The sequence below is a fragment of the Clostridioides sp. ZZV15-6388 genome (genome assembly GCF_020657755.1).
In the GTDB taxonomy this organism is placed as follows: Bacteria; Bacillota; Clostridia; order Peptostreptococcales; family Peptostreptococcaceae; genus Clostridioides.
In genome coordinates, this window is record NZ_JAGWCU010000008.1 from 138,931 (window position 1) to 162,081 (window position 23,151).

The 23,151-nt window shown below is 26.8% G+C and carries 22 protein-coding genes and 2 other annotated features; of the genes, 17 read left to right on the forward strand and 5 right to left on the reverse strand.

Annotation, left to right across the window (positions count from 1 at the left end; all coding sequences use genetic code 11):
* The first annotated feature begins 327 nt into the window (after nt 1-327).
* The 16 genes from KGF48_RS07685 (at nt 328) to KGF48_RS07760 (ending at nt 18,207) form a co-directional block, all read left to right on the forward strand.
* Entirely contained in the window at nt 328-1,635 is a 1,308-nt protein-coding gene (locus KGF48_RS07685) for a hypothetical protein (protein WP_227840570.1), read from the forward strand.
* Between the two features lie 85 nt (nt 1,636-1,720).
* Nucleotides 1,721-1,980: a binding site (T-box leader), on the forward strand.
* Nucleotides 1,981-2,105: 125 nt separating this feature from the next.
* Nucleotides 2,106-2,909 carry an amino acid ABC transporter substrate-binding protein gene (locus KGF48_RS07690; protein ID WP_227840569.1) on the forward strand — a complete coding sequence of 268 codons (804 nt, stop codon included), beginning with the start codon at nt 2,106-2,108 and terminating at the stop codon, nt 2,907-2,909.
* A 37-nt stretch (nt 2,910-2,946) separates the two neighbouring features.
* Complete coding sequence (locus tag KGF48_RS07695) at nt 2,947-3,558, forward strand: amino acid ABC transporter permease (RefSeq protein WP_227435933.1); 612 nt, start codon at nt 2,947-2,949, stop codon at nt 3,556-3,558.
* Between the two features lie 32 nt (nt 3,559-3,590).
* Entirely contained in the window at nt 3,591-4,262 is a 672-nt protein-coding gene (locus tag KGF48_RS07700; protein ID WP_227828505.1) for an amino acid ABC transporter ATP-binding protein, read from the forward strand.
* 137 nt (nt 4,263-4,399) lie between these two features.
* On the forward strand, nt 4,400-4,777 hold the full coding sequence (locus KGF48_RS07705; RefSeq protein ID WP_227828506.1) for a VOC family protein: 378 nt from the start codon (nt 4,400-4,402) through the stop codon (nt 4,775-4,777).
* Between the two features lie 233 nt (nt 4,778-5,010).
* Nucleotides 5,011-5,373 carry an arsenate reductase family protein gene (locus tag KGF48_RS07710; protein WP_227828507.1) on the forward strand — a complete coding sequence of 121 codons (363 nt, stop codon included), beginning with the start codon at nt 5,011-5,013 and terminating at the stop codon, nt 5,371-5,373.
* A gap of 673 nt (nt 5,374-6,046) precedes the next feature.
* Nucleotides 6,047-6,748, forward strand: a complete 702-nt coding sequence (locus tag KGF48_RS07715; protein ID WP_227828508.1) for a DUF4253 domain-containing protein — start codon at nt 6,047-6,049, stop codon at nt 6,746-6,748.
* Between the two features lie 385 nt (nt 6,749-7,133).
* On the forward strand, nt 7,134-7,937 hold the full coding sequence (larE, locus tag KGF48_RS07720) for an ATP-dependent sacrificial sulfur transferase LarE (RefSeq protein ID WP_227840568.1): 804 nt from the start codon (nt 7,134-7,136) through the stop codon (nt 7,935-7,937).
* 53 nt (nt 7,938-7,990) lie between these two features.
* Entirely contained in the window at nt 7,991-9,139 is a 1,149-nt protein-coding gene (locus KGF48_RS07725; RefSeq protein ID WP_227828510.1) for a THUMP domain-containing class I SAM-dependent RNA methyltransferase, read from the forward strand.
* Between the two features lie 141 nt (nt 9,140-9,280).
* The gene (locus KGF48_RS07730) at nt 9,281-10,660 is read left to right on the forward strand and encodes a hypothetical protein (protein WP_227828511.1); all 1,380 of its coding nucleotides are present in this window, start codon (nt 9,281-9,283) and stop codon (nt 10,658-10,660) included.
* Nucleotides 10,661-10,688: 28 nt separating this feature from the next.
* Nucleotides 10,689-11,387: a cell wall metabolism DNA-binding response regulator WalR gene (gene walR, locus KGF48_RS07735; protein ID WP_021384573.1), complete on the forward strand. Its 699-nt coding sequence runs from the start codon at nt 10,689-10,691 to the stop codon at nt 11,385-11,387.
* A 2-nt stretch (nt 11,388-11,389) separates the two neighbouring features.
* The gene (walK, locus tag KGF48_RS07740; protein ID WP_227828512.1) at nt 11,390-12,823 is read left to right on the forward strand and encodes a cell wall metabolism sensor histidine kinase WalK; all 1,434 of its coding nucleotides are present in this window, start codon (nt 11,390-11,392) and stop codon (nt 12,821-12,823) included.
* 21 nt (nt 12,824-12,844) lie between these two features.
* The gene (gene truA, locus KGF48_RS07745; RefSeq protein ID WP_227828513.1) at nt 12,845-13,585 is read left to right on the forward strand and encodes a tRNA pseudouridine(38-40) synthase TruA; all 741 of its coding nucleotides are present in this window, start codon (nt 12,845-12,847) and stop codon (nt 13,583-13,585) included.
* Between the two features lie 105 nt (nt 13,586-13,690).
* Nucleotides 13,691-13,898, forward strand: a binding site (T-box leader).
* Between the two features lie 256 nt (nt 13,899-14,154).
* Complete coding sequence (locus KGF48_RS07750) at nt 14,155-15,354, forward strand: argininosuccinate synthase (protein ID WP_227840567.1); 1,200 nt, start codon at nt 14,155-14,157, stop codon at nt 15,352-15,354.
* A gap of 410 nt (nt 15,355-15,764) precedes the next feature.
* The gene (locus KGF48_RS07755) at nt 15,765-16,817 is read left to right on the forward strand and encodes a BtrH N-terminal domain-containing protein (protein WP_227840566.1); all 1,053 of its coding nucleotides are present in this window, start codon (nt 15,765-15,767) and stop codon (nt 16,815-16,817) included.
* 226 nt (nt 16,818-17,043) lie between these two features.
* Nucleotides 17,044-18,207: a MerR family transcriptional regulator gene (locus tag KGF48_RS07760; RefSeq protein WP_227867890.1), complete on the forward strand. Its 1,164-nt coding sequence runs from the start codon at nt 17,044-17,046 to the stop codon at nt 18,205-18,207.
* Nucleotides 18,208-18,336: 129 nt separating this feature from the next.
* Here KGF48_RS07760 and KGF48_RS07765 read toward each other — a convergent pair whose 3' ends face one another.
* From KGF48_RS07765 to KGF48_RS07785, 5 genes are all read right to left on the reverse strand, one after another.
* Nucleotides 18,337-18,717: a DUF4363 family protein gene (locus KGF48_RS07765; RefSeq protein ID WP_227828517.1), complete on the reverse strand. Its 381-nt coding sequence runs from the start codon at nt 18,715-18,717 to the stop codon at nt 18,337-18,339.
* A 2-nt stretch (nt 18,718-18,719) separates the two neighbouring features.
* The gene (locus KGF48_RS07770) at nt 18,720-19,379 is read right to left on the reverse strand and encodes a DUF421 domain-containing protein (RefSeq protein WP_227828518.1); all 660 of its coding nucleotides are present in this window, start codon (nt 19,377-19,379) and stop codon (nt 18,720-18,722) included.
* 107 nt (nt 19,380-19,486) lie between these two features.
* Complete coding sequence (locus KGF48_RS07775; protein WP_227828519.1) at nt 19,487-20,458, reverse strand: 3'-5' exonuclease; 972 nt, start codon at nt 20,456-20,458, stop codon at nt 19,487-19,489.
* A 40-nt stretch (nt 20,459-20,498) separates the two neighbouring features.
* Nucleotides 20,499-20,849, reverse strand: coding sequence for a hypothetical protein (locus KGF48_RS07780; RefSeq protein ID WP_227828520.1), 351 nt, complete (start codon nt 20,847-20,849; stop codon nt 20,499-20,501).
* Nucleotides 20,850-21,136: 287 nt separating this feature from the next.
* A complete protein-coding gene (locus KGF48_RS07785) occupies nt 21,137-22,093 on the reverse strand; it encodes an L-threonine 3-dehydrogenase (RefSeq protein WP_227840565.1) in 957 nt (318 codons plus the stop codon).
* A gap of 492 nt (nt 22,094-22,585) precedes the next feature.
* Between KGF48_RS07785 and KGF48_RS07790 the strand changes: the two genes are divergently transcribed.
* On the forward strand, nt 22,586-22,954 hold the full coding sequence (locus KGF48_RS07790) for a C-GCAxxG-C-C family (seleno)protein (RefSeq protein WP_227840564.1): 369 nt from the start codon (nt 22,586-22,588) through the stop codon (nt 22,952-22,954).
* Nucleotides 22,955-23,151 lie beyond the last annotated feature (197 nt).

The window sequence follows — 23,151 nt, forward strand, 5'->3', positions numbered from 1 at the left end:
ATATATTGTTAAAGAAAATATTTGATAAATTAAATGTTTTCTTTGACAATGTATATATATGAATGATAATATCTAAATGAATAAAAGCTTTGGTAGTAAAATGATTTCTTACAATCCACTTTAGGTATTATTAATAAATAAAAAATTTAAAAATACATAATGTGTCTAACAAACGATGATACTAGAATGATACTGTTTTTATAAGAAATTATAAAATACATAATTAATAAAAATAATATATTGAATTATATAATAGATTGGGTTTTACTAAATAAAAAAGAACTGAAATCCCCATGTTATTATACAAAAGCAAAGGTGGGAACAAAAATGAAAGCAATTGATGATGCTATAACATCACCATATTTAAGCTATGATATCAATGAAGATATTAGTATCTATGAAGGTAGATTTTGCATATATTTAGATAAGAAATATAGATGTAATGGAAAAATTTATTATAAAATGACACCTCCAATATCCATAAATTTTAAAGCAGATATAGGTTGCATTGAAGATATAGAAAATGAAGATGATAACTTAGTTTTGGATTATGATAATGCTATTCTTGAGGTCTATGGTTATAAGATTATTTCTATAACAATAAATACTCTAAGTGATTTTGGCATAGAAGGATATATCAATGATGATTGTATAAAATCTAAAAACTCTTATGTTGAACATGTAGATTTTAATATAATAAACTTAGATAAAATACCTGGAAAACTTATAAAATACAATGATAAAGTATATGCAGGTAGGATTGAATTTGATATAAATGATTATGTTGTTACTATAGATAAACGGTATGATTATAGAAAAGAATTAAAGTCAGATTTGAGGTCTAAATCTGGAGCAATAATAACTCATATAGGTAGGATTAGAAGAAAAGATGGTAAAATTTTTAGAACTAATAATACAATAAATCTTTTAGATAGAATAGCAACAGCCTTGAGTTTTATGTGTGGAAGATATGTTGGATTTTGTTTGGCAAAAGGATATAGAAATGGTAATGAAGTTTATAGAATTTGGAATGAGAATCAAATAACACCTTTTAGATATGTACCAACATGGTCAGATACGCTGTCAAATTATCATAATATGGAAAAATATATAAGTCTCATGTGTAAAAAATTAGAAGATTTTTATTATGGTTCTGCGATAAAGAGTGTTGTTGATTGGTATATAGAGTCTCTTGGAAGTGTGACTATGGAAAATAATATAATATCTGTACAGATTGCACTTGAAACTTTGTCATATGTAATGCTAGTAGAGCAGAATAAGGTGCTTACAGATGAAACTTTTGACCATAATTTGGCATCTAAAAATATCAGACTTCTACTTGATATATGTAAGATACCATATGGTAAATATGAGTTAGATATATTTGACAATATGATAAAAAAGAAGTTTGATGATGGAATAGATTTAATTATTTATTTAAGAAATAGTATAGTTCATCCAAGTAGAAAAGCCCATAGAGCTACATTAGAAGTTGAAGACATTTGGAATATAATTTCAATTGGAACAAGATATATTGAGCTTGTTTTGCTTTTTATTTTGGGATATAAAGGAGAGTATTCTAATAGATTGGTAGAACGATGTTATGGTGAGGTGGAAGTTGTGCCTTGGAATTAGATTTTTATATTTATTTTAAAATATATATTGACAGATATTACCTTATGATATAAAATCAATATCATAATAAGAATTCAAAACAACATTAAATGCTACGAAAAGAAATAGTAAAAGTAAGTAATCTTAAACAGAGAGTTTCCGATTGGTGAGAGGAGCAATAGATTTTACTTTGAACACATCTTTGAGCAGGACTCTGAAAGAGTAAAAATACTTTATTAGGAGCTTTCCGGTATCCTTGCACCCGTTATAGTGCTAGAGTATAATTTTATTGTACTTAAAGAGGTTAGTGTCGTGAGGCATTAATGAACAGAGGTGGAACCACGAGATTTAACTCCCGTCCTCTAGCAATAGCTAGAGACGGGAGTTTTTTAATATAATTTTTTAAGCGCGCAGAAAATTATATTGCAACAGATACATTTTTTCTAAAATAATCAAAATATTTAAAAATTTAAAAGATGAGGGAGAATATTATGAAAAATATATTAAAAAAATTAGGATTATTTACAATTATGTTAGGTTTAGTAAGTGGAATGGCAGGTTGTTCAAAATCAGATAATGAAAAGGATAAAAATACTTCAAATACATCAAAAAAAGAGGTAATTGTAGGATTTGATAATACATTTGTACCAATGGGATTTTTAGATGAAAAAGGAGAAACAGTGGGATTTGATGTTGATTTAGCAAAAGAGACATTTAAGAGACTTGGAATGGAAGTTAAATTTCAACCAATAGATTGGTCAATGAAAGAAACAGAGTTAAACGATTCAAAAACTGTAGATGTATTATGGAATGGATATTCTATAACAGATGAGAGAAAGAAAATAGTATCATATACAGAACCTTATTTACAAAATAAACAAATAATAGTTACTTTAAGTGATTCAAAAGTAAATACAAAAGCTGATTTAAAAGATAAAGAAGTTGGAACTCAACAAGGTTCAACAGCTCTTGATGCAGTAGAAAAAGATAAAGATTTTATGAATAGCTTAAAGGGTGGAGCTCCAGTTCTTTATGATACTTATGATAAAGCACTTAGAGACTTAGAAATAGGTAGAACTAGTGCAGTTGTTGGTGATGAAGTTTTAATTAGATACTATATGGGACAAAAAGGTGAAGATAAATATAAAGTATTAAAAGAAGATTTTGGATTAGAAGATTATGTTGTAGCAACATCTAAAGAAAATCCAGAACTTTGTAAGAAAATAAATGAAACATTACAAGAAATGAAAAAAGATGGAGCTTTTGACAAAATTTATGATAAGTGGTTTAAATAAAAGATAAGTTAGCTGTTAAGAAGGGGGCACTAAAGGCATGTTACAAGGTTTAGAAATAGTTATAGCAATGTTTTGTATAACATTGATAGTATCAATTCCATTGGGGATTGGAGTTGCATTTTTAAGATTATCAAAAAATAAATTAATAAGTGGTATTACACAATGTTATATATTAATAATGAGAGGAACACCTTTACTTTTACAAATGATAGTAATATTCTATGGTTTACCTCTTATAGGAATTGTGTTTGACAGATTTACAGCTGGAATAGTAGCTTTCTTCTTAAATTATGCAGCATACTTTGCAGAAATATTTAGAGGTGGAATACAATCAATAGATAGAGGTCAATATGAAGCTTCAAAAGTACTAGGGTTTGATAAATTTACGATGTACAAGAGAATCATATTTCCACAAGTTTTTAAAAGAATACTAGCACCTATTTCAAATGAAGTAATTACATTGGTAAAAGATACATCTTTAGTATATATATTAGGATTAAATGATATTTTAAGAATATCTCAAATAGCAATGAATAGAGAAGCAAGTTTGTTACCACTATTTGAGGCAGGAGCAATATATCTTATATTTGTAGCTATACTCACTAAGGGATTTGAATTACTTGAAAAAAAATATTCTTATTACAGATAAAGCTACAATAATTATAGGAGGAGGTTTTTCATATGTTGAAAATCAGTAATTTAAATAAATCATTTAAAAAAAATAAAGTACTTAAAGATATTTCTTTTGAACTAGAAGAAGGTCAGATTGGTGTCTTACTTGGCAAATCTGGTGCAGGAAAGACTACAATATTAAGATGTATAAATGGTCTTGAAGAATTTGATAGTGGAGAAATTATAATAGATAATGAAATAATAAAAAATAAGAAAGACATGGCAAAAATACGTGGTAAAATAGGTATGGTCTTTCAAAACTTCAATCTATTTCCTCATATGACAGTACTTGAAAATATAATTGAATCTCCAGTTAATGTTTTTAAGGTTCCTAGAGAGGAAGCTGAAAATAGAGCTAAAGAACTTTTGAGACTAGTTGATTTGGAAGATAAATTGAATTCCTATCCATTTGAGTTGTCAGGAGGACAGCAACAAAGAGTTGCAATAGCTAGGTCTTGTGCATTAATGCCAAAAGTTCTCTGTTTTGATGAGCCTACTTCTGCACTTGATATTGATACTATTCAAAAAGTAGTAAATATAATGAATAGGCTTAAAGATAAGGGAATGACTATACTGATAATTACACATGATGTTGTATTTTCAAATAGTGTTGCAGATAAGATTATAAGTATAAAAGATGGTATAGTTGAGGATATTCAAATAAAAGAAAAAATTGTTTAAATTTTTATAAATGAAATTTGTATTAAAATTTTATAAAAAAATAAGGATTGTTTGTCTGATTTTTACAATGAAAAATATAAATTTTAATGTATAATTATATAAAATTTATATTTTGTATCAAGGAGGAGATATTGACCATGCTAACTCCATATTTAACATTTAATGGGACCTGTGAAAAAGCATTTAACTTTTATGCTGAGGCTTTCGGAGGTGGAAAAACTCTGTTTGCACGATTAGATAACAACCCAAGCAATCCTGTTATGCACGCAAGTGTTACTTTCACAAAATATGAAGGTTGTATAATGGGGGCCGATACAAACCAGCCTGTTGTAATTTCTGGAATGGCGATTTGTGTTGTGCTACCGTCTCGAGAAGTGATAGAAGAAATATCTGTAAAACTTGCCGAGGGCGGTACGCTTGTGCAAGGATTTTTACCACACCCACCACCAGATCAAAGTGATGGTGGTGCTGAAGTGCTTGATAGGTATGGGTATACTTGGTATTTGAGTACATAGTTAAAACAAAAAACCTACAACTAATAAGCATAATATAGAGTAGCTAAATTTCAATTTAACAACGTAGTAAAAAAGTCGTGACTTTAAATTGTCATGGCTTTTAATTGTATAAAAATTCAAGAATTTTATTGAAAGCTTAGAGTAATTATGATACAAATTGATTAAAATATACAAATTATGGGTATAAGCATATAAATATTAAGATAAAAAACTAGAAAGGAAGTTTTACTACAATGATTAAATTATATGGATATACAAAATGTTCTACAGTTAAAAAAGCAAAAAATTGGCTTAAAGAAAATAATTTAAAATTTGAGGATATAGACATGGTTCAAAATCCACCAACTAAGGATGAATTAGAGTCAATTTATAATATTAGTGGGTATGATATAAAAAAATTTTTTAATACAAGTGGAATGAAATATAGAGAATTAGGTCTTAAAGATGTAGTAAAGACTGAGCAAGATGATAAACTTCTAGAAATATTAGTAAGTGATGGTATGCTTATTAAAAGACCACTACTATTTGATGGTAAAAATGTACTGTTAGGGTTTAAAGAAGATGTATGGAAAGATATTTTATTAAAGGAAGAATAGAAATCAATGGGTGTATTAGTTAAAATTTTTAATTGATACACCTATAAATTTAAGTATTTTTAGTATTTAGCATTGAGATTAAAACCACATCAATAGAATTATTAACTATTAGATAGAAGAATCTTGTACTTTCTGAGTTTAATATATTAAATAAATACATATCTTTTTACATAAAAGTACTATTAAATCTAAATCTTGATTTTAATCTGTTAATTCTTGCAAACTGGCATGTGATTTTTTAGAATTTATACTATACATAAAGTCTAATAAAATATAATATTATTTATTATTTTGTGGATATTTGTTACTATTAAAAAAATATCCACATTAAATTTGTCTCAAATAAATTTAATGTGAATAAACATGACCTTTCTTATACAAATTATATCATTTATTTTATTTAAAATAACATAATATTACAACGAATTATTACAAAATTACTTATTATTAACCATGAACATTTGTTTTGTGATATTATATTTATATGAGGATATTGTCATAAAAAACATTATATTTATACAAAAAATTAAATGAAAAATTTATTTGATATGAATGTTTTTTACGAATTATACCTCTACTTATAGTTTTACAAATAATAATAGTATTTAAAAATTTGACAACAAAAAAAGAAAACTTTCAAAAGAATTAAATCTAAAAAGAATAGGAGATAAATATGGGTATTGAAGATTTATATGGTTTTGAATGTGTTCCTGTGAACAATGATATTGATATTGACAATTTATTAGAGACGATGATAGAAGATGGAAAAGAAAAAGGGTATACACCAATTATAATTATCGATGAAAAGGTAGGATTGCTAAAAGAAAACATCGATATTATTAATAAAGAGTATGGATCTCTTGAGAACTACAAAGAGTATTGTCTGAAAAAATATAATGAAATTGATGTAAATGAATTTTTCAAGTATAGGAAGAGTGAAATTTCAGAGATGATAAAAGAACTCATAGATTCAGAAGATACTTTTTGTGACTATAAAAGTTTTAACCCAATTACAAATATAGATATATTTCAAGAAAATAACAAAGTTTACATAGCTAAAGTCCCAACAACTAAACCTTACGAAGTATTTGCATATATACCAATTGGTGGATTTAACGATTGTCCTAGTGATGAAGAGCATATAGCAGTTGCAAAATATTGGTACGAAAACTATGGAGCATACCCGATAGCAATTGGATGTGACACAGTTCAATATTTTTCAAAAAATATAACTAGCGATAATAAAATGTTTAATAACTTATGCATAGAATTAATCTTGTACTGTGAAGATATTATTGTACAAGGATATGAGACATTAAGAGCTCTAAAAGAGGTAATACAAGGTTCTACTATATGGCTTTTTTGGTGGGATTGATATAGAACTGTGTAAACTATAAGTATTAAGTTTAAGTTTTTAGAACATTTCTAATGATAGTATCTTTTTGTAATTTACAATTATATTACTAAGAAGAGTAATTATATGATAATAAAATCGTGAACTTAGCCATGAAGACAGGCTACTTACACTTCATGGCTTTTAAGTATATTGCTGTATTACACTGTTTTGTTTTTATATAGTGTAGTACAGTAATATGCTTAAATTATAAAGATATAAATAAAAGTACTTTAATATTATAATTAATATACTTAAAAGACATTCTAATTTTTAAAATATATACTTTATATGTTATAATCATTAAGTATGTAAAAAATAAGAATAGTTTTAGAGTTCATATTTTCTTGATATGGAGGTAGATTTAATGAAGGAAAGAGAAAAGCTAGAAAAATTAAGAGAAAATTTGATTGGGTTAGAAAGTGTGGCAGTTGCTTATTCAGGTGGAGTTGACAGTAATTTCTTACTTAAAGTAGCAAGAGATACATTAGGAGATAATGTTATAGCTGTAACTGTTCATGCAATGATGCACTCAAATAGAGAAATAGAAGAAGCAAAACAATATACTAAGGATTTTGGAGTTAAACATATTATATTAAAAATAGAAGATTTTGATTTAAAGGAATTCAAAGAAAATGGTGCTGAAAGATGTTATCATTGTAAAAAATATATATTTACTAAAATAAAAGAGGTCGCAAAGGAACATAATATAAAGTACATAGTAGATGGAACCAATGTAGATGATTTAGGAGACTATAGACCAGGTCTTAAAGCACTAAATGAATTAGAAGTAATTAGTCCATTAAAAGAAAGTGGATTAAAGAAAGATGAAATTAGGTTACTTTCAAGAAATATGAAGTTAGAAACTTTTAATAAACCATCATTTGCATGTCTGGCAAGCAGAATTCCTTATGGTGTTGAAATTACAGATGAAAAGCTTAGGATAATAGAAAAAAGTGAAGAATATTTATCCGACTTGGGATTTTCTCAATTTAGAGTAAGAATGCATGGAAATATAGCTAGAATAGAAGTTAACCAGGAAGAATTAGGTAAATTTTTTGAAAATAACAATTTTAGTAAAGTTGACACTAAATTAAAAGAATTTGGCTTTAAATATGTTACACTAGATATGTCAGGATATCAAATGGGAAGTATGAATTTAAATATGTAAATAGGTTAAAAAATAAATAATCGTTATAATTAATATAAGAAACAGGAGGTTTTATGAAAAACTATACACTAATATCGCCATGTTTTTTTGGAATGGAGAAAATGTTGGCTAGAGAAATTACTAATTTGGGATATGAAATAATAAAAACAGAAGATGGAAGAATAACATATAAGACTGATGAATTTGGAATAGCAAAATCAAATATGTGGTTGAGATGTGCAGAAAGAGTACATCTTAAGATTGCTGAATTTGAAGCAAAAAGCTTTGATGAATTATTTGAAAATACAAAAAGGATAAACTGGTCTAAATATATACCTTATGGAGCGCAATTTCCTATTTCAAAGGCTTCTTCTATAAAATCAAAATTATACAGTACACCAGATGTACAAGCTATAGTAAAAAAAGCTATTGTAGAAAGCTTAAAGAAAAGTTATTTAGAGGATGGTTTGCTTAAAGAAGATAAAGAAAAATACCCTATATTTGTATTTATACACAAAGATAAAGTAACTCTTTCAATAGACACAACTGGAGATGCTCTACATAAAAGAGGATATAGAGAAAAAGCAAATAAAGCTCCAATAAGAGAAACTTTAGCTTCTGGACTTATCTACTTAACTCCTTGGAAAGCAGGTAGGACTTTAGTAGACCCTATGTGTGGTTCTGGTACTATATTAATTGAAGCAGCCATGATAGGTATAAATATGGCGCCTGGCTTAAATAGAGAATTTATATCAGAAAAATGGAGAACACTTGATAAAAAGATTTGGTGGGATGTAAGAAAAGATGCTTTTAATAAAATAGACAATGAATCTAAATTTAAAATTTATGGATATGATATAGATGCAGAATGTATAGATATAGCTCAAGAAAATGCAGAAATAGCAGGTGTAGATGAATATATAGAATTTAATGTAGGAGATGCAACTGAGTTTAAAAGTGAAGAAGAATTTGGATTTATAGTTACCAATCCACCTTATGGAGAACGATTAGAAGATAAGGATAGTGTTAAACAATTATATAAAGAGCTTGGTTATGCATTTAGAAAGTTAAAAAATTGGTCATATTATCTGATAACTTCTTATGAAGAATTTGAATATGAATTTGGACAAAAAGCAGCTAAAAAGAGAAAACTATATAATGGTATGCTAAAAACTAACTTTTTCCAATATCCAGGGCCTAAACCTCCTAGAAATAATAATTAGATTTTATATTTATCATAAGTTTTATCAAAATAATAAAGTTTTGTTAAAATAAGTAAAACCTTATGAGGATTTGAAACGTCTAACTATTGTGAGGAGATTTTTGCGAGAAAAATTTAAGATTGTAGGATTAGGAGGAGTTAAATGAAGTTATTAAAACTTATTATTGTATCAGGCTTAATGATGTTATTTGTTACTGGATGTAATGTTAAAACTGAATCTCCAGAGCAATTGGCAAAGATACCTGACTATGATGATACAAAAAAAGTATTGTACGATGGTATAGATCAGCTACTAAAACCAGACTCATCTATGATATTGCCTTCTAATACAAAAGAGGTAGGAAAAATAAATAAGGTAGATTTAAATAGTGATGGAGTTGATGAATTAGTAGTATTTGAGCAAAAAGAAGATTTAAGTAATAATGTTAATAAAGTAGGTTTTGTAACCTTAAGTTACAATGGTGAAAAATATGTACTAGGAGACCATTATTTAGAAAATGGAGAATCAATAGAATATGCTAATTTCTATGATTTGGATTCAGATGGATATAAGGAAGTTATTTTACTTGTTAAATCCAAAGATAAAACTAATATGCATATATACAAAGTAAGGGATAATGAAATCACAAAAGTATACGATTTAGATGCTTCTTGGATTCAAAATAAAGAAGATTTTAACGATATAAAAGTAAAGATTGGTTATATAGATGGAGATGACAAGATAGATATATTAATGCTTCATTTGAATAATAAAACTAATGAGATGTTTGCAACTGTTGCAAATTTTGATGGAACTATGAAGGTTAAGGATTATGTCAAATTTGAAAATGTAAAAAATCTAAATGAGTTATATATAACTCTAGGTAATGTTGCTTCATCTGTTGGAAACTCATCGGCATCCATCAAAGGTGTTGTACTTGATATTCCCATGTTAAAGGAAAATAATTATATCACACAGATATTATATATGAAAAATGATAAAATTCAAAAAGTATTTAGTGATTATGATAAAACTATTACTAAACCTTACTACATACCTGTTGATGATGTTGATAAAGATAAAATTATAGAGATACCTATAGTTGCTGGTGGAAATAGAAATACCTATACCTCTAAAGCATCTGCTAATATAAGTTGGTACAGATGGAATGGGAAAGAAGGTTCTAATTCAAAATTAATATTTATAAGCCAGATATACTATAATTATAAATACAATTTTAGGTTATTTATGCAAAATAATTTAGTGGATAAAATAATTGTTGAACAAGAGTTTGTTGGTGAAAAAGCAGTATTTAAATTTTACTATTTTGATTATTCAGAACGTAAGAATTTATTTAATATAGTAGTAGAGAGTAAAAATAAACTTGAAGATAGAAAAAGTGCAAATACACAAAATTCTATTGTACTTCAAGAAAGTGATGAATATACTTTTTTACTAGTTATAAATGATGCAAATGAAATGGATAAGCTAGATATTACTATAGACGCATTAAAAGAGTATTTCTCATTAATATATGGTTAATATTATACTCAATTGGAGGTTTTATTTTATGAAGGAAAAAATACTTATACTAGAAGATGAAATTGGAATTAGAAGTTTTGTCAGTATAAACTTAAAAAGAGAAGGCTATGAAATAGTTGAAGCGGGTACAGGTAGAGAAGCTATAGAAAAAATGACAACAGAAAGTGACATTACAATAGCTCTTTTAGATGTAATGCTTCCAGATATAAGTGGAATAGAGGTTTGTAAATTTATAAGGGAAAATTTTGATCAAGTTGGTATAATAATGCTTACTGCAAAAGCTCAAGAAGATGATAAAATAGAAGGATTTATTTCAGGAGCAGATGATTACATCATAAAACCATTTAGTATAAAGGAGCTTTTAGTCAGGGTTTCTGCTCTTCTTAGAAGAGTTGCAAAAGATGATTCAAATGTTAAGTCAAGTGAAATAGTCTCACCACCATTTATACTTGATATAGATAAAAGAAAATTATTTAAGAATGGTAAAGAGATTGAACTTACTCCAACAGAATTTTCAATAGTAAAATATCTGATATCAAATGCTAAACAATCATTAAGTAGAGATCAGATATTAGATGAGGTATGGGGAACTAATTATTTGTATGATTTTAAAATAGTAGATGTAAATATAAGAAGGATAAGAAATAAAATAGAAGATGACCCATCAAAACCAAAATATATACAAACTATTTGGGGTTATGGATACTGTTTTAGAAAGGAAGAATAATAGTGTTACATTTTGAAGGTCTGAGAAAAAAAGTAATAAAAAACTATTTTATAATAATTATTATAATGGTAACTCTGTTTGAAGGGCTATTCATGTTTTATATACAAAACTATTACTATGATTCTGTTAAACAGCTACTTGAATCTGAAATAAAATATGCTGATGAATATAATGCTATTACAATGGAAACTACAAGTTTTGAGAAAAAAGTCAAAAACATTTTTGATAAACAACCATTAACAAAGAATTCAGAATTTGGGATTTCAATAATAGATAAGAATAAAAATGTTATATTGGACCAATATGGATTTAAAAGTAAAGAAAAAGCAAATTATGAAGATGTAGATAATGCATTAAGAGATGTAAAGACTAAGAATTTAACACCATATACTTATAAAATACCAGATACAGGAGAACATGTCATGAGTATCTCCTTACCACTCAAAGTAAATAATATTATAGAAGGTGTTGTTAGATATACTGTTTCATTAGATGGAATAGATAACGCCATATTAAAGCAAGCTACATGGCTTATATTGGCAGGAATATTTATACTTATTATAGCTATACTAATAAGTCTCAAATTTGCTGAGACTCTGATAAAACCGTTGAGAGAGCTAAAGAAGTTTGCAAACGAATTAGCAGTAGGAAACTACAATATAAAATTGGAAAATATGAAGATTGTAGATGATGAAATTGGTGATTTAGCACAGACATTTGAACATATGGCACATGAAATTGATAAGAGTGAAAAATTGAAAGAAGAATTTATATCTTCTGTATCTCATGAGCTGAGAACTCCTCTTACATCTATAAAGGGATGGAGTGAAACATTAGGATATGAAAGTATAACTAGAGAAGAGTTAGATTTAGGTCTAGGTATTATACAAGATGAGACAGAAAGACTTATAAAGTTGGTAGAAGAATTATTGGATTTTTCAAGGCTTTCCTCTGATAGGATAAAGCTTCATGTTGATATAGTTGATGTTGAAGGATTAGTTGTTGGGGTTGTAAATCAGTTGAAAGTTAAAGCAGCTGAAAAAGATATATCACTTTTATTTGAATTTGAAAATGAATTTATAGAAAATATCCAAGGAGATAAAAATAGACTAAGACAAGTTCTTATAAATTTAATACAAAATTCATTTAAATTCACTAGTCAGGGTGGTTACATAAAAGTTGTAGCTTCTCAGGATGAAGATACAACGACTATATCAGTTGAAGATAATGGTTCAGGTATAGAAAAGCAAAATTTAAATAAAGTTTTAGATAAATTTTTCCAAGAAGATTACAATAAGGCTGGAAGTGGATTAGGTCTTGCAATTAGTAATGAAATTGTAAAACTTCATGGTGGAGTAATGAAAATAGAAAGTGAAAAGAACGTTGGAACAAAAATAATTTTTAATATAAAAAATAAATTTGCTAAACAGGCATAAATTCTTAGAAAGAGGATTAAGATGAGAAATATAAAAATGATAGTAGCATATGATGGTTCAAGATATAAAGGTTATCAAAAATTAGGTGATAATGACATGACTATACAAGAAAAGCTTGAGTCTGTCTTAAGCAAAATGGCCAATGAAACCATTGAGATAACTGGTTCTGGGAGAACTGATATGGGAGCACATGCAAGAGGTCAAGTTATAAACTTTAAAACAAATTGTATGGATTCAGTAGATAAAATTCAAAAATATCTATATGAATATCTGCCAGAAGATATAGTTGTAAAAACTGTTGAGGAAGTTGATGAAAGATTTCACTCAAGATACAATGTAAAATCAAAAACGTATTTATATAAGATTGATAATAATAAATATCACAGTCCTTTTATGAGAAAGTATGCTGCGCATATAAGTAAAAAATTAGATTTAGATAGAATGAGAAAAGCAAGTGAGTACTTAGTAGGAGAACATGATTTTACTAGTTTTGCTTCTTCTAAGTCTAAGAAAAAATCTAATGTAAGAGAAATTTACTCAATAAATATAAAAGAAAATGATGATATTGTAGAAATATATATAGAGGGAAATGGATTTTTGTATAATATGGTAAGAATAATAGTAGGAGCATTGATAGATGTTGGTCTTAAAAGAAAAGCACCACAAGATATTAAGTATATGCTTGAGTTGAAAGATAGAAGTAAGTCATCAGACACCGCACCAGCTAAAGGACTATGTCTTTGGAAAGTAAAATATGAGTAAGCTTAAAGAGAAAACATTTTAAAAAGAAAATAAATTATATAGTTGACATAAATGGAAAAATAAACTATTATATATTCTATAAGAGATATCTAAAAAATTTGATATTTAAATCCGATGAAAAAGAGAGTAACTTTTATGTATTTTATAGAGAGCTGAGGATGGTGGAAGCTTAGCAAACAAGTATTAGTGAAAAGAACTTTGGAGGATACTAATTGAATTTAGTATGTTAGTAGGTAATCTCGCCTTAAGAGAAAGAGTGGATAAGTTTATCTTATCAATTAGAGTGGTAACGCGGATATATTTCGTCTCTTGGTTTTTCCAAGAGGCGTTTTTTAATATATTTATTTACTAATGTGTATTTAGTAGTTGTACATTTACTGATTGATTAGCTAAGTTTATCAATAAGAGTGGTACCGCGGATATTTCGCCTCTTAGTATTTAAAAATACTGAGGGGTTTTTTTAGTATTAAAATGATTTTATAAGAATCTACATTTTTAAAGTCATTCAATATTAAGAGTTTCTATAAAAAAATATAAAAATCATAATTTAAAATTGGGAGGAATTAACAATGAAGGAAAAAGTAGTATTAGCATATTCAGGAGGACTTGATACATCAATTATAATACCTTGGTTAAAGGAAAATTATGAAGATATAGAAGTTATAGCTGTTTGTGGAAATGTAGGTCAAGAAGACAAAATGGAAGATGTTTATGAGAAAGCTCTACAAAGTGGAGCATCAAAAGCTTATGTAGATGATATAAGTGAAGAGTTTGTGACTGAAACTATATTTAAAGCTGTAAAAGCAGAAGCAAAATATGAAGGAAAATACTTATTAGGAACTTCTTTAGCAAGACCTATAATAGCTAAAAAATTAGTTGAAGTTGCTCATAAAGAAGGAGCAAAATATATATGCCATGGATGTACAGGAAAAGGTAATGACCAAGTTAGATTTGAAGCTACAATTGCAGCTCTTGACCCAACTATAAAAGTTATAGCTCCTTGGAGAATCTGGGATATAAAATCAAGAGAAGATGCTATAGATTATGCTGAGAAACACAATATAAAAGTAACAGCAACTAAAGCTAAAATATATTCAGTAGATGCTAACCTTTGGCATGTATCAACAGAAGGTGGAGACATAGAACATCTACAAAATGAACACAAAAAGGATGTATATAAACAATGTGTAGATCCTGAGGATGCATGTGATGTAGCTGAATATGTAGAAGTTTATTTTGAAAAAGGTGTGCCTAAAAAGATAAATGGGGAAGAATTATCTCCAGTGGCACTAATTCATAAATTAAATGAGTTTGGTTGTAAGCATGGAGTTGGAGTTATAGATATAGTTGAGAATAGACTTGTTGGTATGAAATCAAGAGGGATATATGAAACTCCAGGCGGAACAATTCTTTATGAAGCACACAATATTTTAGAAAGTGCTACTTTGGATAAAGATACACTACACTTTAAGCAAATGGTATCTTACAAATATGGAGAACTTATTTATAATGGATTATGGTACTGTAAATTAAGAGAATCTATAGATGCATTTATGGAACAAACTCAAGATAATGTTACAGGAACAGTAAAAGTTAAACTTTACAAAGGTAACATAAAACCTGCTGGAATATTTACTGAAAATGCACTTTATGATGAAGGAATATCTTCTTTTGGAGATAGTGAACTTTATGACCATAAAGATGCAGAAGGATTTATTAATTTATTTACTTTACCATTGAAAATTAGAGCTATGAAGGCTGGTAAATAATAGAATATAGTAAATTGAAATTATTAGAGTATATAAGAAATGTTTTTTAGTTTTTTATATACTCTTTTTTATATATTTATATAAAATTATTACATTATACAATTTGTAACAGTTTAGTTATTACAATATAAGAAATTTTAAAACTTATTTTTCTTCAACACTTCCTATTTATTTGTAAGCATTAAAAGTATGATTTTCTTATAAGTTACACAATATGAATACTTATTTTTGAATTTTGCTATTGACTCTCACATTATAAGAGGGTTTATACTAAGTTTAATTAAAAATCTACATGCAAAAGCTGCGCATAGTAGAAGGTAGTAAGCATATCATTTGAAATTATAAAGATATAATTTATGAAAATACTATTAATTCCATAATGAAATTATTTATAAACGGAGGTAGATTAAATGAGGAAAATAATTGAAATAAAACACCATTCGCATGATTATGAATGTATGTGGAATGGTATAGAAGATATATATATGAATAAAATGGATGAATCTCTGCCAAATGATTTTTTCTTTTTATTAGCAGGTTTTGGTTCATTTTGTTATCTGAGGACAAACAAAAAAGAATTAAAGAGAATGGTTGCTTTGGGAGATGGAAGAACCAAAAAAATGTATGAATTTTTAGCACCTATTGTTGGTTTTGAATATAAACACTATGAGTTTAAAAAGTATGAACAAGCTTTAAAAAAAGCAAAATCAGAAATTGATTCTGGTTATCCAGTTGTTTTAGGAGCTTTAGATATGTATTATCTGCCATATTATGAAAAATTATATCATAAGGAGCATATTCCTTTTCATTATGTGCTTATGGTAGGGTATGATGATATGGCAGAGAGAATATATTTATATGATTGTGGGAGAACTGAGTTACTTTCTCTTTCTTATGATGAACTATGTGAATGTATGAATTGTAGTTATCCTGGATTAAGCAAAGCAAATACAATTTGTACAGTTAGAATGAATAGTTCAAAGAATAAATATCAGATTGCCCAAGAAGCACTTGCTATAAAGCGGGATATGTTTTTAAATCCATCTACAGGTTTTTTAGGATACAAAGGTTTTGAAAAGTTTATTAAAGAATTGCCACAATGGAAACACGAATTGGAAAAAGATGACTATGATAGGATTTTAGCTAATATGGTTATGCTTTTTGGAACGGTACCAACTATTCCAAATGCAATCAAAGGAATTGAAGAACCAGATAGTGTTGAATTTAAAGGTGGTTTTGATAAAATGAGCAAGATGCTTAAGTGTATTGGAACTGAATACAAAAATGACTGTTGGGTACAAGTAGCAGAGATTTTTGAAGAAAGTTCAATCATAATTGAAAAAATATCTAATATAATAATAGATTATTTATCGAATAAGGTTGATGAGACTGAAAAACTTTCTTTGCTATTTTCTGAAATTTTGAAACAAATGAAAGCTGGATACTTAATGTTAGGTATATGAATATAGAATAAGATTTCTTTTTTAATAAAAGTGTATTAGCTAGATAATCAAAATTTAAATATGAAATGAGTTCAAAAAATCAAATTATATATTTATAAAGTGTTGACCCTAACACCACGTCATATTGTAATATGAAAACATAGTTTGAAAATATTAATAAATACTGATAGGTATATAAGTATTTATTAATATTTGTAGCTATAAAATAAAATTTTGAGGTGAGGCAATGAGAACAGTAAAACAAGTTTCAGATTTGACAGGAATAAGTGTGCGCACATTACATTACTATGACGAAATAGGCTTATTAAAGCCAAGTGAAATTACAGAAGTAGGGTATAGGCTTTATGATGATGAAGCTATTGAAACGCTTCAACAAATTTTATTTTTTAAAGAACTTGAGATACCTTTAAAAGAGGTTAAAGATATAATGTTAAGCCCATACTTTGATAAAATGCATGCTCTAGAAAGTCAAAAAAAGCTACTTATTATAAAACGTAAAAGATTGGATAGTCTAATAGAAATTATAGACAAAACTTTAAAAGGGGAAAATATAGTGAACTTCAAAGGATTTGACATGAGTGAATATTTTAAAGTATTAGAGGAATTTAAAATAGAGCATGAAGATAAAATAATCAAAACTTATGGTAGTGTAGAGAAATATAATGAGCATATTGAGACGTTTAAATCTAAAGAAGATGAAATTGCTAAAATGGCTATAAAAAAATATGGAAGTATTGAGAAATATGCTGAGGCTATAAAGAAGAATTTTAATAGTGATATATTAACTTTAGCAGAACAATTTGATGAATTTAAAAAAGATTGTTTGGAGGACAATCATCCAAAATTAAAAGAACTGTATAAAAGACTTGTAGCAGATTTAAGTAAAAATCCTTTATCAAAAGAACTTCAAGAAATTGCTAAAGAGATAACAGATACATCTAAGAAAGATTATGAACTTTTTAATATGGAGTATAGAGATGATAATTGGTATGGCATGGTACAAAATTATTTACTAAATCCCATATGGATAAAAGAAGTTGATAAAAAGTATGGTAATGGAGCATGTAAATTTATTGGCGAAGTTTTGAAGCATTATTTAGGTAATAAACAGCCCAAAATAAATATGTTATATGAAAAACTTGTAGCAGACTTAAGTAAAAATCCATCTTCAAAGGAAATTCAAGATATTGTTGAAGATATAGTGTATGAAACTAACAGAAGTAATGAATTTTACAAGATAGATGAAGGAGAGAATAATTTAGATTATTTAGCAGAACTTTATTTACAAAATTCTATTTATATACAAGTAAATGATAAGAAATATGGTAAAGGGGCATCTAAATTCATTGGAGAAGCTCTAAAAATTTATTCTGATAATAGTAAAATATAAGTAAACAAATATGGAAAATTGTAAAATAGGATAAAAAATAGCAACTAGATTATTGCAAAGTTGATTATATTTTGAATGTAGAAAAAGGATATAGAATTATTACTTTATCTATATCCTTACTTGTGATTGTTAAAATATATAATTTATATCGAACTTAACACTTTCAACAATATTTCCTAAATATGTTTTTATACTTTCAACTTCTTCTAAAGATTTTAATTTATTTTCAGTATAAATTGCCTTATCAAGAATATTAAATTTTAGACCTATTTCATCAAAGTATTCATGATTTAAAACTTTATACCAATGATTTCTTTCTTTAGACCATCTAGTAGATATAGAATCAGCTTCTTTTTGAGCTTTTTCCCAATCTTCATCTACTATAGATTTTTCTAAGATAGACATATTACTTTTATAGTCCTCTGTAAAATCATATAATTTATTATTAACATAAAATCCAAATAGCATAAATAAAACAGCCCATAGTATAACAAATGTTGCAGATTTCAATATTAATCACCCTTCTTATTTTGAATAAATATTTTGTCATTTTCATCTAAAACACAAATAAGAACATCTTTAAAAGTTTCTATGTGGTTAGACTTTAAGATACCCATTAACCAGTTAGTATCTTTTTCAGCCATATCAAGATTTTTATTTATTATTTTACCATCCAATATAAGTGGAATTGGCAAATGATTAAAAGCTCTTGGAGGAGTACTATTGTAACTTGATGCTGGAACTACACTTAAATTACCATCAGTCTCTAAAATAGCATATTGTACATCTTTTAGGTTGAAGTAGCCTTGAATTCTCAATTGCTCTAACAACTCATCTATACTAACTCTTTCTTTTTTAAGTTCATTATATACAATCTTTCCTTTGTCAATTAAGACAGAAGGTTTACCTGATAAAAATGAACTTAATTTTCTACTTTTTAAGGATAAAAATGAAATTAGAGTCTGCATAATTACAAGGCCAGTTATTGCTGCAACGCCATTTATAATTGGTATATTATTATTTTCCATTGGGACGGATGCAACTTCTGCAATTAAAAGTGTTATGACCAAGTCAAAACAGTTCATCTCAGCGATTTCACCTTTTCCCATGACTCTAAGTGCAATCAACACTGTTATGTATAATATAATACTTCTTATTAATACAACTGTCATATCTATCAATTACTCCTTTAAAAAATATTTACACTAAGTTAGTATATCCTATATAAAAAAATTAATTCAGATTATAAAAAATACCTTAAACAATTGAATTCAATTATTTAAGGTACTCTTGATAGTCTCAATATTAAATTTTTTATAGATTTTCTATTACTTTTATTTATCTTAACTACAGATTCAACAAAATTCTTTTTATCCCCTAATTTCAATACAAAATCAGGGTATTCTTCAAATTCATTGAGCTTTATTAATTTAAAAGAAGAAGATAAGTTTTTAAAGCTGATAATTTTAGAATTATTTACTAATACACTTCTTTTTTTAAAATAAATGTCTTTTTTACTTATATTTAATATATTGAATATTTGTTTAAGATGCATTATTATATCCTCTGGAGTCTTGTCAAATTTAAGTTCAAAATTTTCATCCTCAAAGTAGGGAATACAATATAAAGGATTTTTAATAGGAGGCAGTTTATTGTATAATTCTTCAAGTATATTAGTATCTTTAGGATAGTTAAGGTAAAAACATTTACATACATTCATTAAATCCATAGCATCTGAAAGTGAATTATGTTTAATTTCTCCCTCTACAGAAAAAATCTTTTTCATATTTAGTAAAGATAGTTGCTTAGATAAGATTCTATTTTTGTATGTAATATGCTGAGATATAAAAGGTTGAATATCAATCATCATATTGAATAACTCTAAGCAGATACCCGTATATTTATATACTCTAAAGGAATTTAGAAGACCAGCAATATCAAAATTACCCCAATTATATATTGTAACATCACTAAATTTTTTAAACCATTTGCAAAAATCATCCATAACATATAAAAGATTATGAGCATTATCAATTTCTAACTGGTTTAATTTAGTGAGTTTTTTACATTTAGATGAAAGTAATTCATTGTATTTTGGTTTAACTAAAGAATAATAATCATCAACTATATTAAAGTCATTATCTACCAAAACACAACCTATGGAAATCAACTCAGCTCCACTATATTCTAGCTTGTATTTATTATCATCTAATATATTAAATTCAAAGTCTATAAATAACTTGTATTTCATAAATTAAAAGCACATCCTCATAGATATTTATTTAATGAGATTAAGCGTCATAAGAATCAATCGATATAATGATTCTGAACATCAAAGGCTCATTACAACTTTTATTTATTTCGTAATTTAAATCAAAGGAATCTTTTAAGATAGAATTTATAAGTATTCTTTCCCAACCTATTTTTAGATTAACTTTAGCTTCTATCAATTTAGTTTCTATTTTTTTAAATATTTCTATATTTGCGGGTATTATACTGAGTTCAATATTACTTTTAAATGGGTTAGATTTTAAATCAGCTATAAGAATATTCTTTAACTCTTCTGTAAGTTCAGAGATTAAATTATTCCCTATATATTCTTTAATTATTTCTTCTCTAATTTCTCTTAAATTTAGCAACATTAACACCTGCTACTTGTATTATAATATGCAAAGTATAGTAAAATTTGATTAAGTTTTTTTATTATACTTGCAATAGTAGCTTTTTCCTTTCTGTTTATTTTTATATGATTAATCCATATTAGAAAACTACTAATATGCTTATAAATAATAGTTTGTTGTATGTTAAAAGTAAAAACTTTTATATTTTCAGAGAATAAAAGCTATATAAAAGTGAAGATTTATAAAATAGAATCATAAAGATAAGATGTTTTATTCTCTGAATTTTTTGGTACTAAATTCTTAATTTGTTATTTGCCAATTCCTTTTTCTGATAATTTTTCTAGCATATCCTTAGTCATTTTATCTAAATCATAATTAGCTTTAAAATTCCATTCATTTACAGCACTGCTACTATCTAATGAATTAGGCCAAGAATCAGCTATACCTTGTCTTACAGGGTCTACATCATACTCTATTGTAAAATCAGGTATATATTTTTTTATAGAATCAGCTATTTCTTCAGGAGCAAAACTCATAGCGGTGATATTAAAAGCATTTCTATGAATAAGTTTTTCGGCTGGAGCTTCTATTAAATCTACTATAGATTGAATGGCATCAGGCATGTACATCATATCCATTTTTGTACCTTTTGCTATGTAAGATTTATATTTTTTATTTTTTAATGCTTCATAATATATATCAACTGCATAATCTGTAGTTCCACCACCAGGAGGAGTAACGTAAGAAATAAGGCCAGGAAATCTAACTCCTCTAGTATCCACTCCAAATTTTGAATGATAATAATCACATAGTAATTCACCAGAAACTTTAGTGACACCATACATAGTATTAGGTCTTTGTAGTGTATCTTGAGGAGTCATGTTTTTTGGCGAATTTTCACCAAATGCAGCTATTGAACTAGGTGTAAAAAACTTACAATTCAATTCTCTAGCTACTTCAAGACCATTTATCAATCCATTCATATTTAAATTCCAAGCTTCTAAATGTTTACTTTCTGCAACTGCAGAAAGCAGAGAAGCTAGATGAATTATAGTATCTACATCATACTTTTTTGCGATTTCAAAGAATCGATTTTTATCTGTGACATCTAATATTTCAAATATACCAGATTCACATACAGGATTTCCTTCTTTTATTCTTCTTGAGCTAGCAATTACATTTTGTTCTCCATATTCATTTCTTAGCTTGATTGTTAATTCTGAGCCTATTTGTCCTAATGCACCTGTTATAAGTATTTTTTTCAATTTGCTAACCTCCTTAGGGTTTAATTTATGTATTATTGCTTATTTTTATTTTAGCAAATCTTTTGTTTAAATACAAAGAATTAAACCCATTAATGCATTACTTAATTTAATAAAGCATAATAAATGTTTCAGAATTTAATGTAATAAATATCAAAATTAAGTATATAGGTAAGATATAGTAATATAAATGTTTATATGTATTATTTATAGAGATTGTTTTTAAAGATAGATAAAGTACAAAGATAGGCAAAATGTACAGTGGATTAAATTTAAAAAGTAATACTTATAAGATTGCTTTTATTTAAGTTCTAAATTTATTTTTTATTAAATTAAGTCTTAATGAGGTATAAAGATAGAGTATGTGACTAAGTCACAGAAATAAAAGTAAATTTAGGATATAATAAAAATATATAATATTAAGATATAACAAAGATGATTCTACAAATGAAAAAGTATTATAAGTTAAAATAAAAATTGAAAGGAAGTATAAAAATGACAAGACCATCAATATATCATAACCAAGGATACACTTGTGCAGAAGCATTAATAAAATCTTATAATGAAGAACATGAAACAGATATACCAATTTCAATAGGAAGTGGTATGGGGGTTGGAATTACTGTAGGGAGTGTTTGTGGAGCTGTAAATGCAGCAGTTGTTATAATAGGGTATCTAAATGGACGAAATAATAATTTAGATGAAAATATAGCAAGAAAGTATTCAAGAGAATTAATGAATAAAGTAAGGGACAAATACAGTACAGAAATATGTGCTTCATTGAAAAAAAATAAAGTAAGCTGTGGTGAAATAATAAATTTCACATATGATGCCTTAAATGATATACTAGAAAATCAAAAATAATCTTAAGAAATGAGCATTTCCTATTTAGGGGAGTGCTATTTTTTATTATATAAATAGTATCTTCTTTTAATATAATTTTTAAATCAATTTGATTATATTTTAGTCAATATAATTTAATATAGAAAATATTAATTGACAAGAAAAAATATACTATGCTAAATAAAAATAAATTATTTAATATATATAGAGTCGATATA

What these genes read in the sequence shown, in the direction of transcription:
- KGF48_RS07715 (WP_227828508.1), top strand. Translation starts at nt 6,047, where the DNA reads ATGGGTATTGAAGATTTATATGGTTTTGAATGTGTTCCTGTGAACAAT.
- KGF48_RS07705 (WP_227828506.1), top strand. Translation starts at nt 4,400, where the DNA reads ATGCTAACTCCATATTTAACATTTAATGGGACCTGTGAAAAAGCATTT.
- KGF48_RS07695 (WP_227435933.1), top strand. Translation starts at nt 2,947, where the DNA reads ATGTTACAAGGTTTAGAAATAGTTATAGCAATGTTTTGTATAACATTG.
- KGF48_RS07685 (WP_227840570.1), top strand. Translation starts at nt 328, where the DNA reads ATGAAAGCAATTGATGATGCTATAACATCACCATATTTAAGCTATGAT.
- KGF48_RS07755 (WP_227840566.1), top strand. Translation starts at nt 15,765, where the DNA reads ATGAGGAAAATAATTGAAATAAAACACCATTCGCATGATTATGAATGT.
- KGF48_RS07770 (WP_227828518.1), bottom strand. Translation starts at nt 19,379, where the DNA reads ATGACAGTTGTATTAATAAGAAGTATTATATTATACATAACAGTGTTG.
- KGF48_RS07760 (WP_227867890.1), top strand. Translation starts at nt 17,044, where the DNA reads ATGAGAACAGTAAAACAAGTTTCAGATTTGACAGGAATAAGTGTGCGC.
- KGF48_RS07790 (WP_227840564.1), top strand. Translation starts at nt 22,586, where the DNA reads ATGACAAGACCATCAATATATCATAACCAAGGATACACTTGTGCAGAA.
- KGF48_RS07690 (WP_227840569.1), top strand. Translation starts at nt 2,106, where the DNA reads ATGAAAAATATATTAAAAAAATTAGGATTATTTACAATTATGTTAGGT.
- truA (WP_227828513.1), top strand. Translation starts at nt 12,845, where the DNA reads ATGAGAAATATAAAAATGATAGTAGCATATGATGGTTCAAGATATAAA.
- KGF48_RS07780 (WP_227828520.1), bottom strand. Translation starts at nt 20,849, where the DNA reads ATGTTGCTAAATTTAAGAGAAATTAGAGAAGAAATAATTAAAGAATAT.
- KGF48_RS07700 (WP_227828505.1), top strand. Translation starts at nt 3,591, where the DNA reads ATGTTGAAAATCAGTAATTTAAATAAATCATTTAAAAAAAATAAAGTA.
- KGF48_RS07775 (WP_227828519.1), bottom strand. Translation starts at nt 20,458, where the DNA reads ATGAAATACAAGTTATTTATAGACTTTGAATTTAATATATTAGATGAT.
- walR (WP_021384573.1), top strand. Translation starts at nt 10,689, where the DNA reads ATGAAGGAAAAAATACTTATACTAGAAGATGAAATTGGAATTAGAAGT.
- KGF48_RS07730 (WP_227828511.1), top strand. Translation starts at nt 9,281, where the DNA reads ATGAAGTTATTAAAACTTATTATTGTATCAGGCTTAATGATGTTATTT.
- KGF48_RS07725 (WP_227828510.1), top strand. Translation starts at nt 7,991, where the DNA reads ATGAAAAACTATACACTAATATCGCCATGTTTTTTTGGAATGGAGAAA.
- KGF48_RS07750 (WP_227840567.1), top strand. Translation starts at nt 14,155, where the DNA reads ATGAAGGAAAAAGTAGTATTAGCATATTCAGGAGGACTTGATACATCA.
- larE (WP_227840568.1), top strand. Translation starts at nt 7,134, where the DNA reads ATGAAGGAAAGAGAAAAGCTAGAAAAATTAAGAGAAAATTTGATTGGG.
- KGF48_RS07710 (WP_227828507.1), top strand. Translation starts at nt 5,011, where the DNA reads ATGATTAAATTATATGGATATACAAAATGTTCTACAGTTAAAAAAGCA.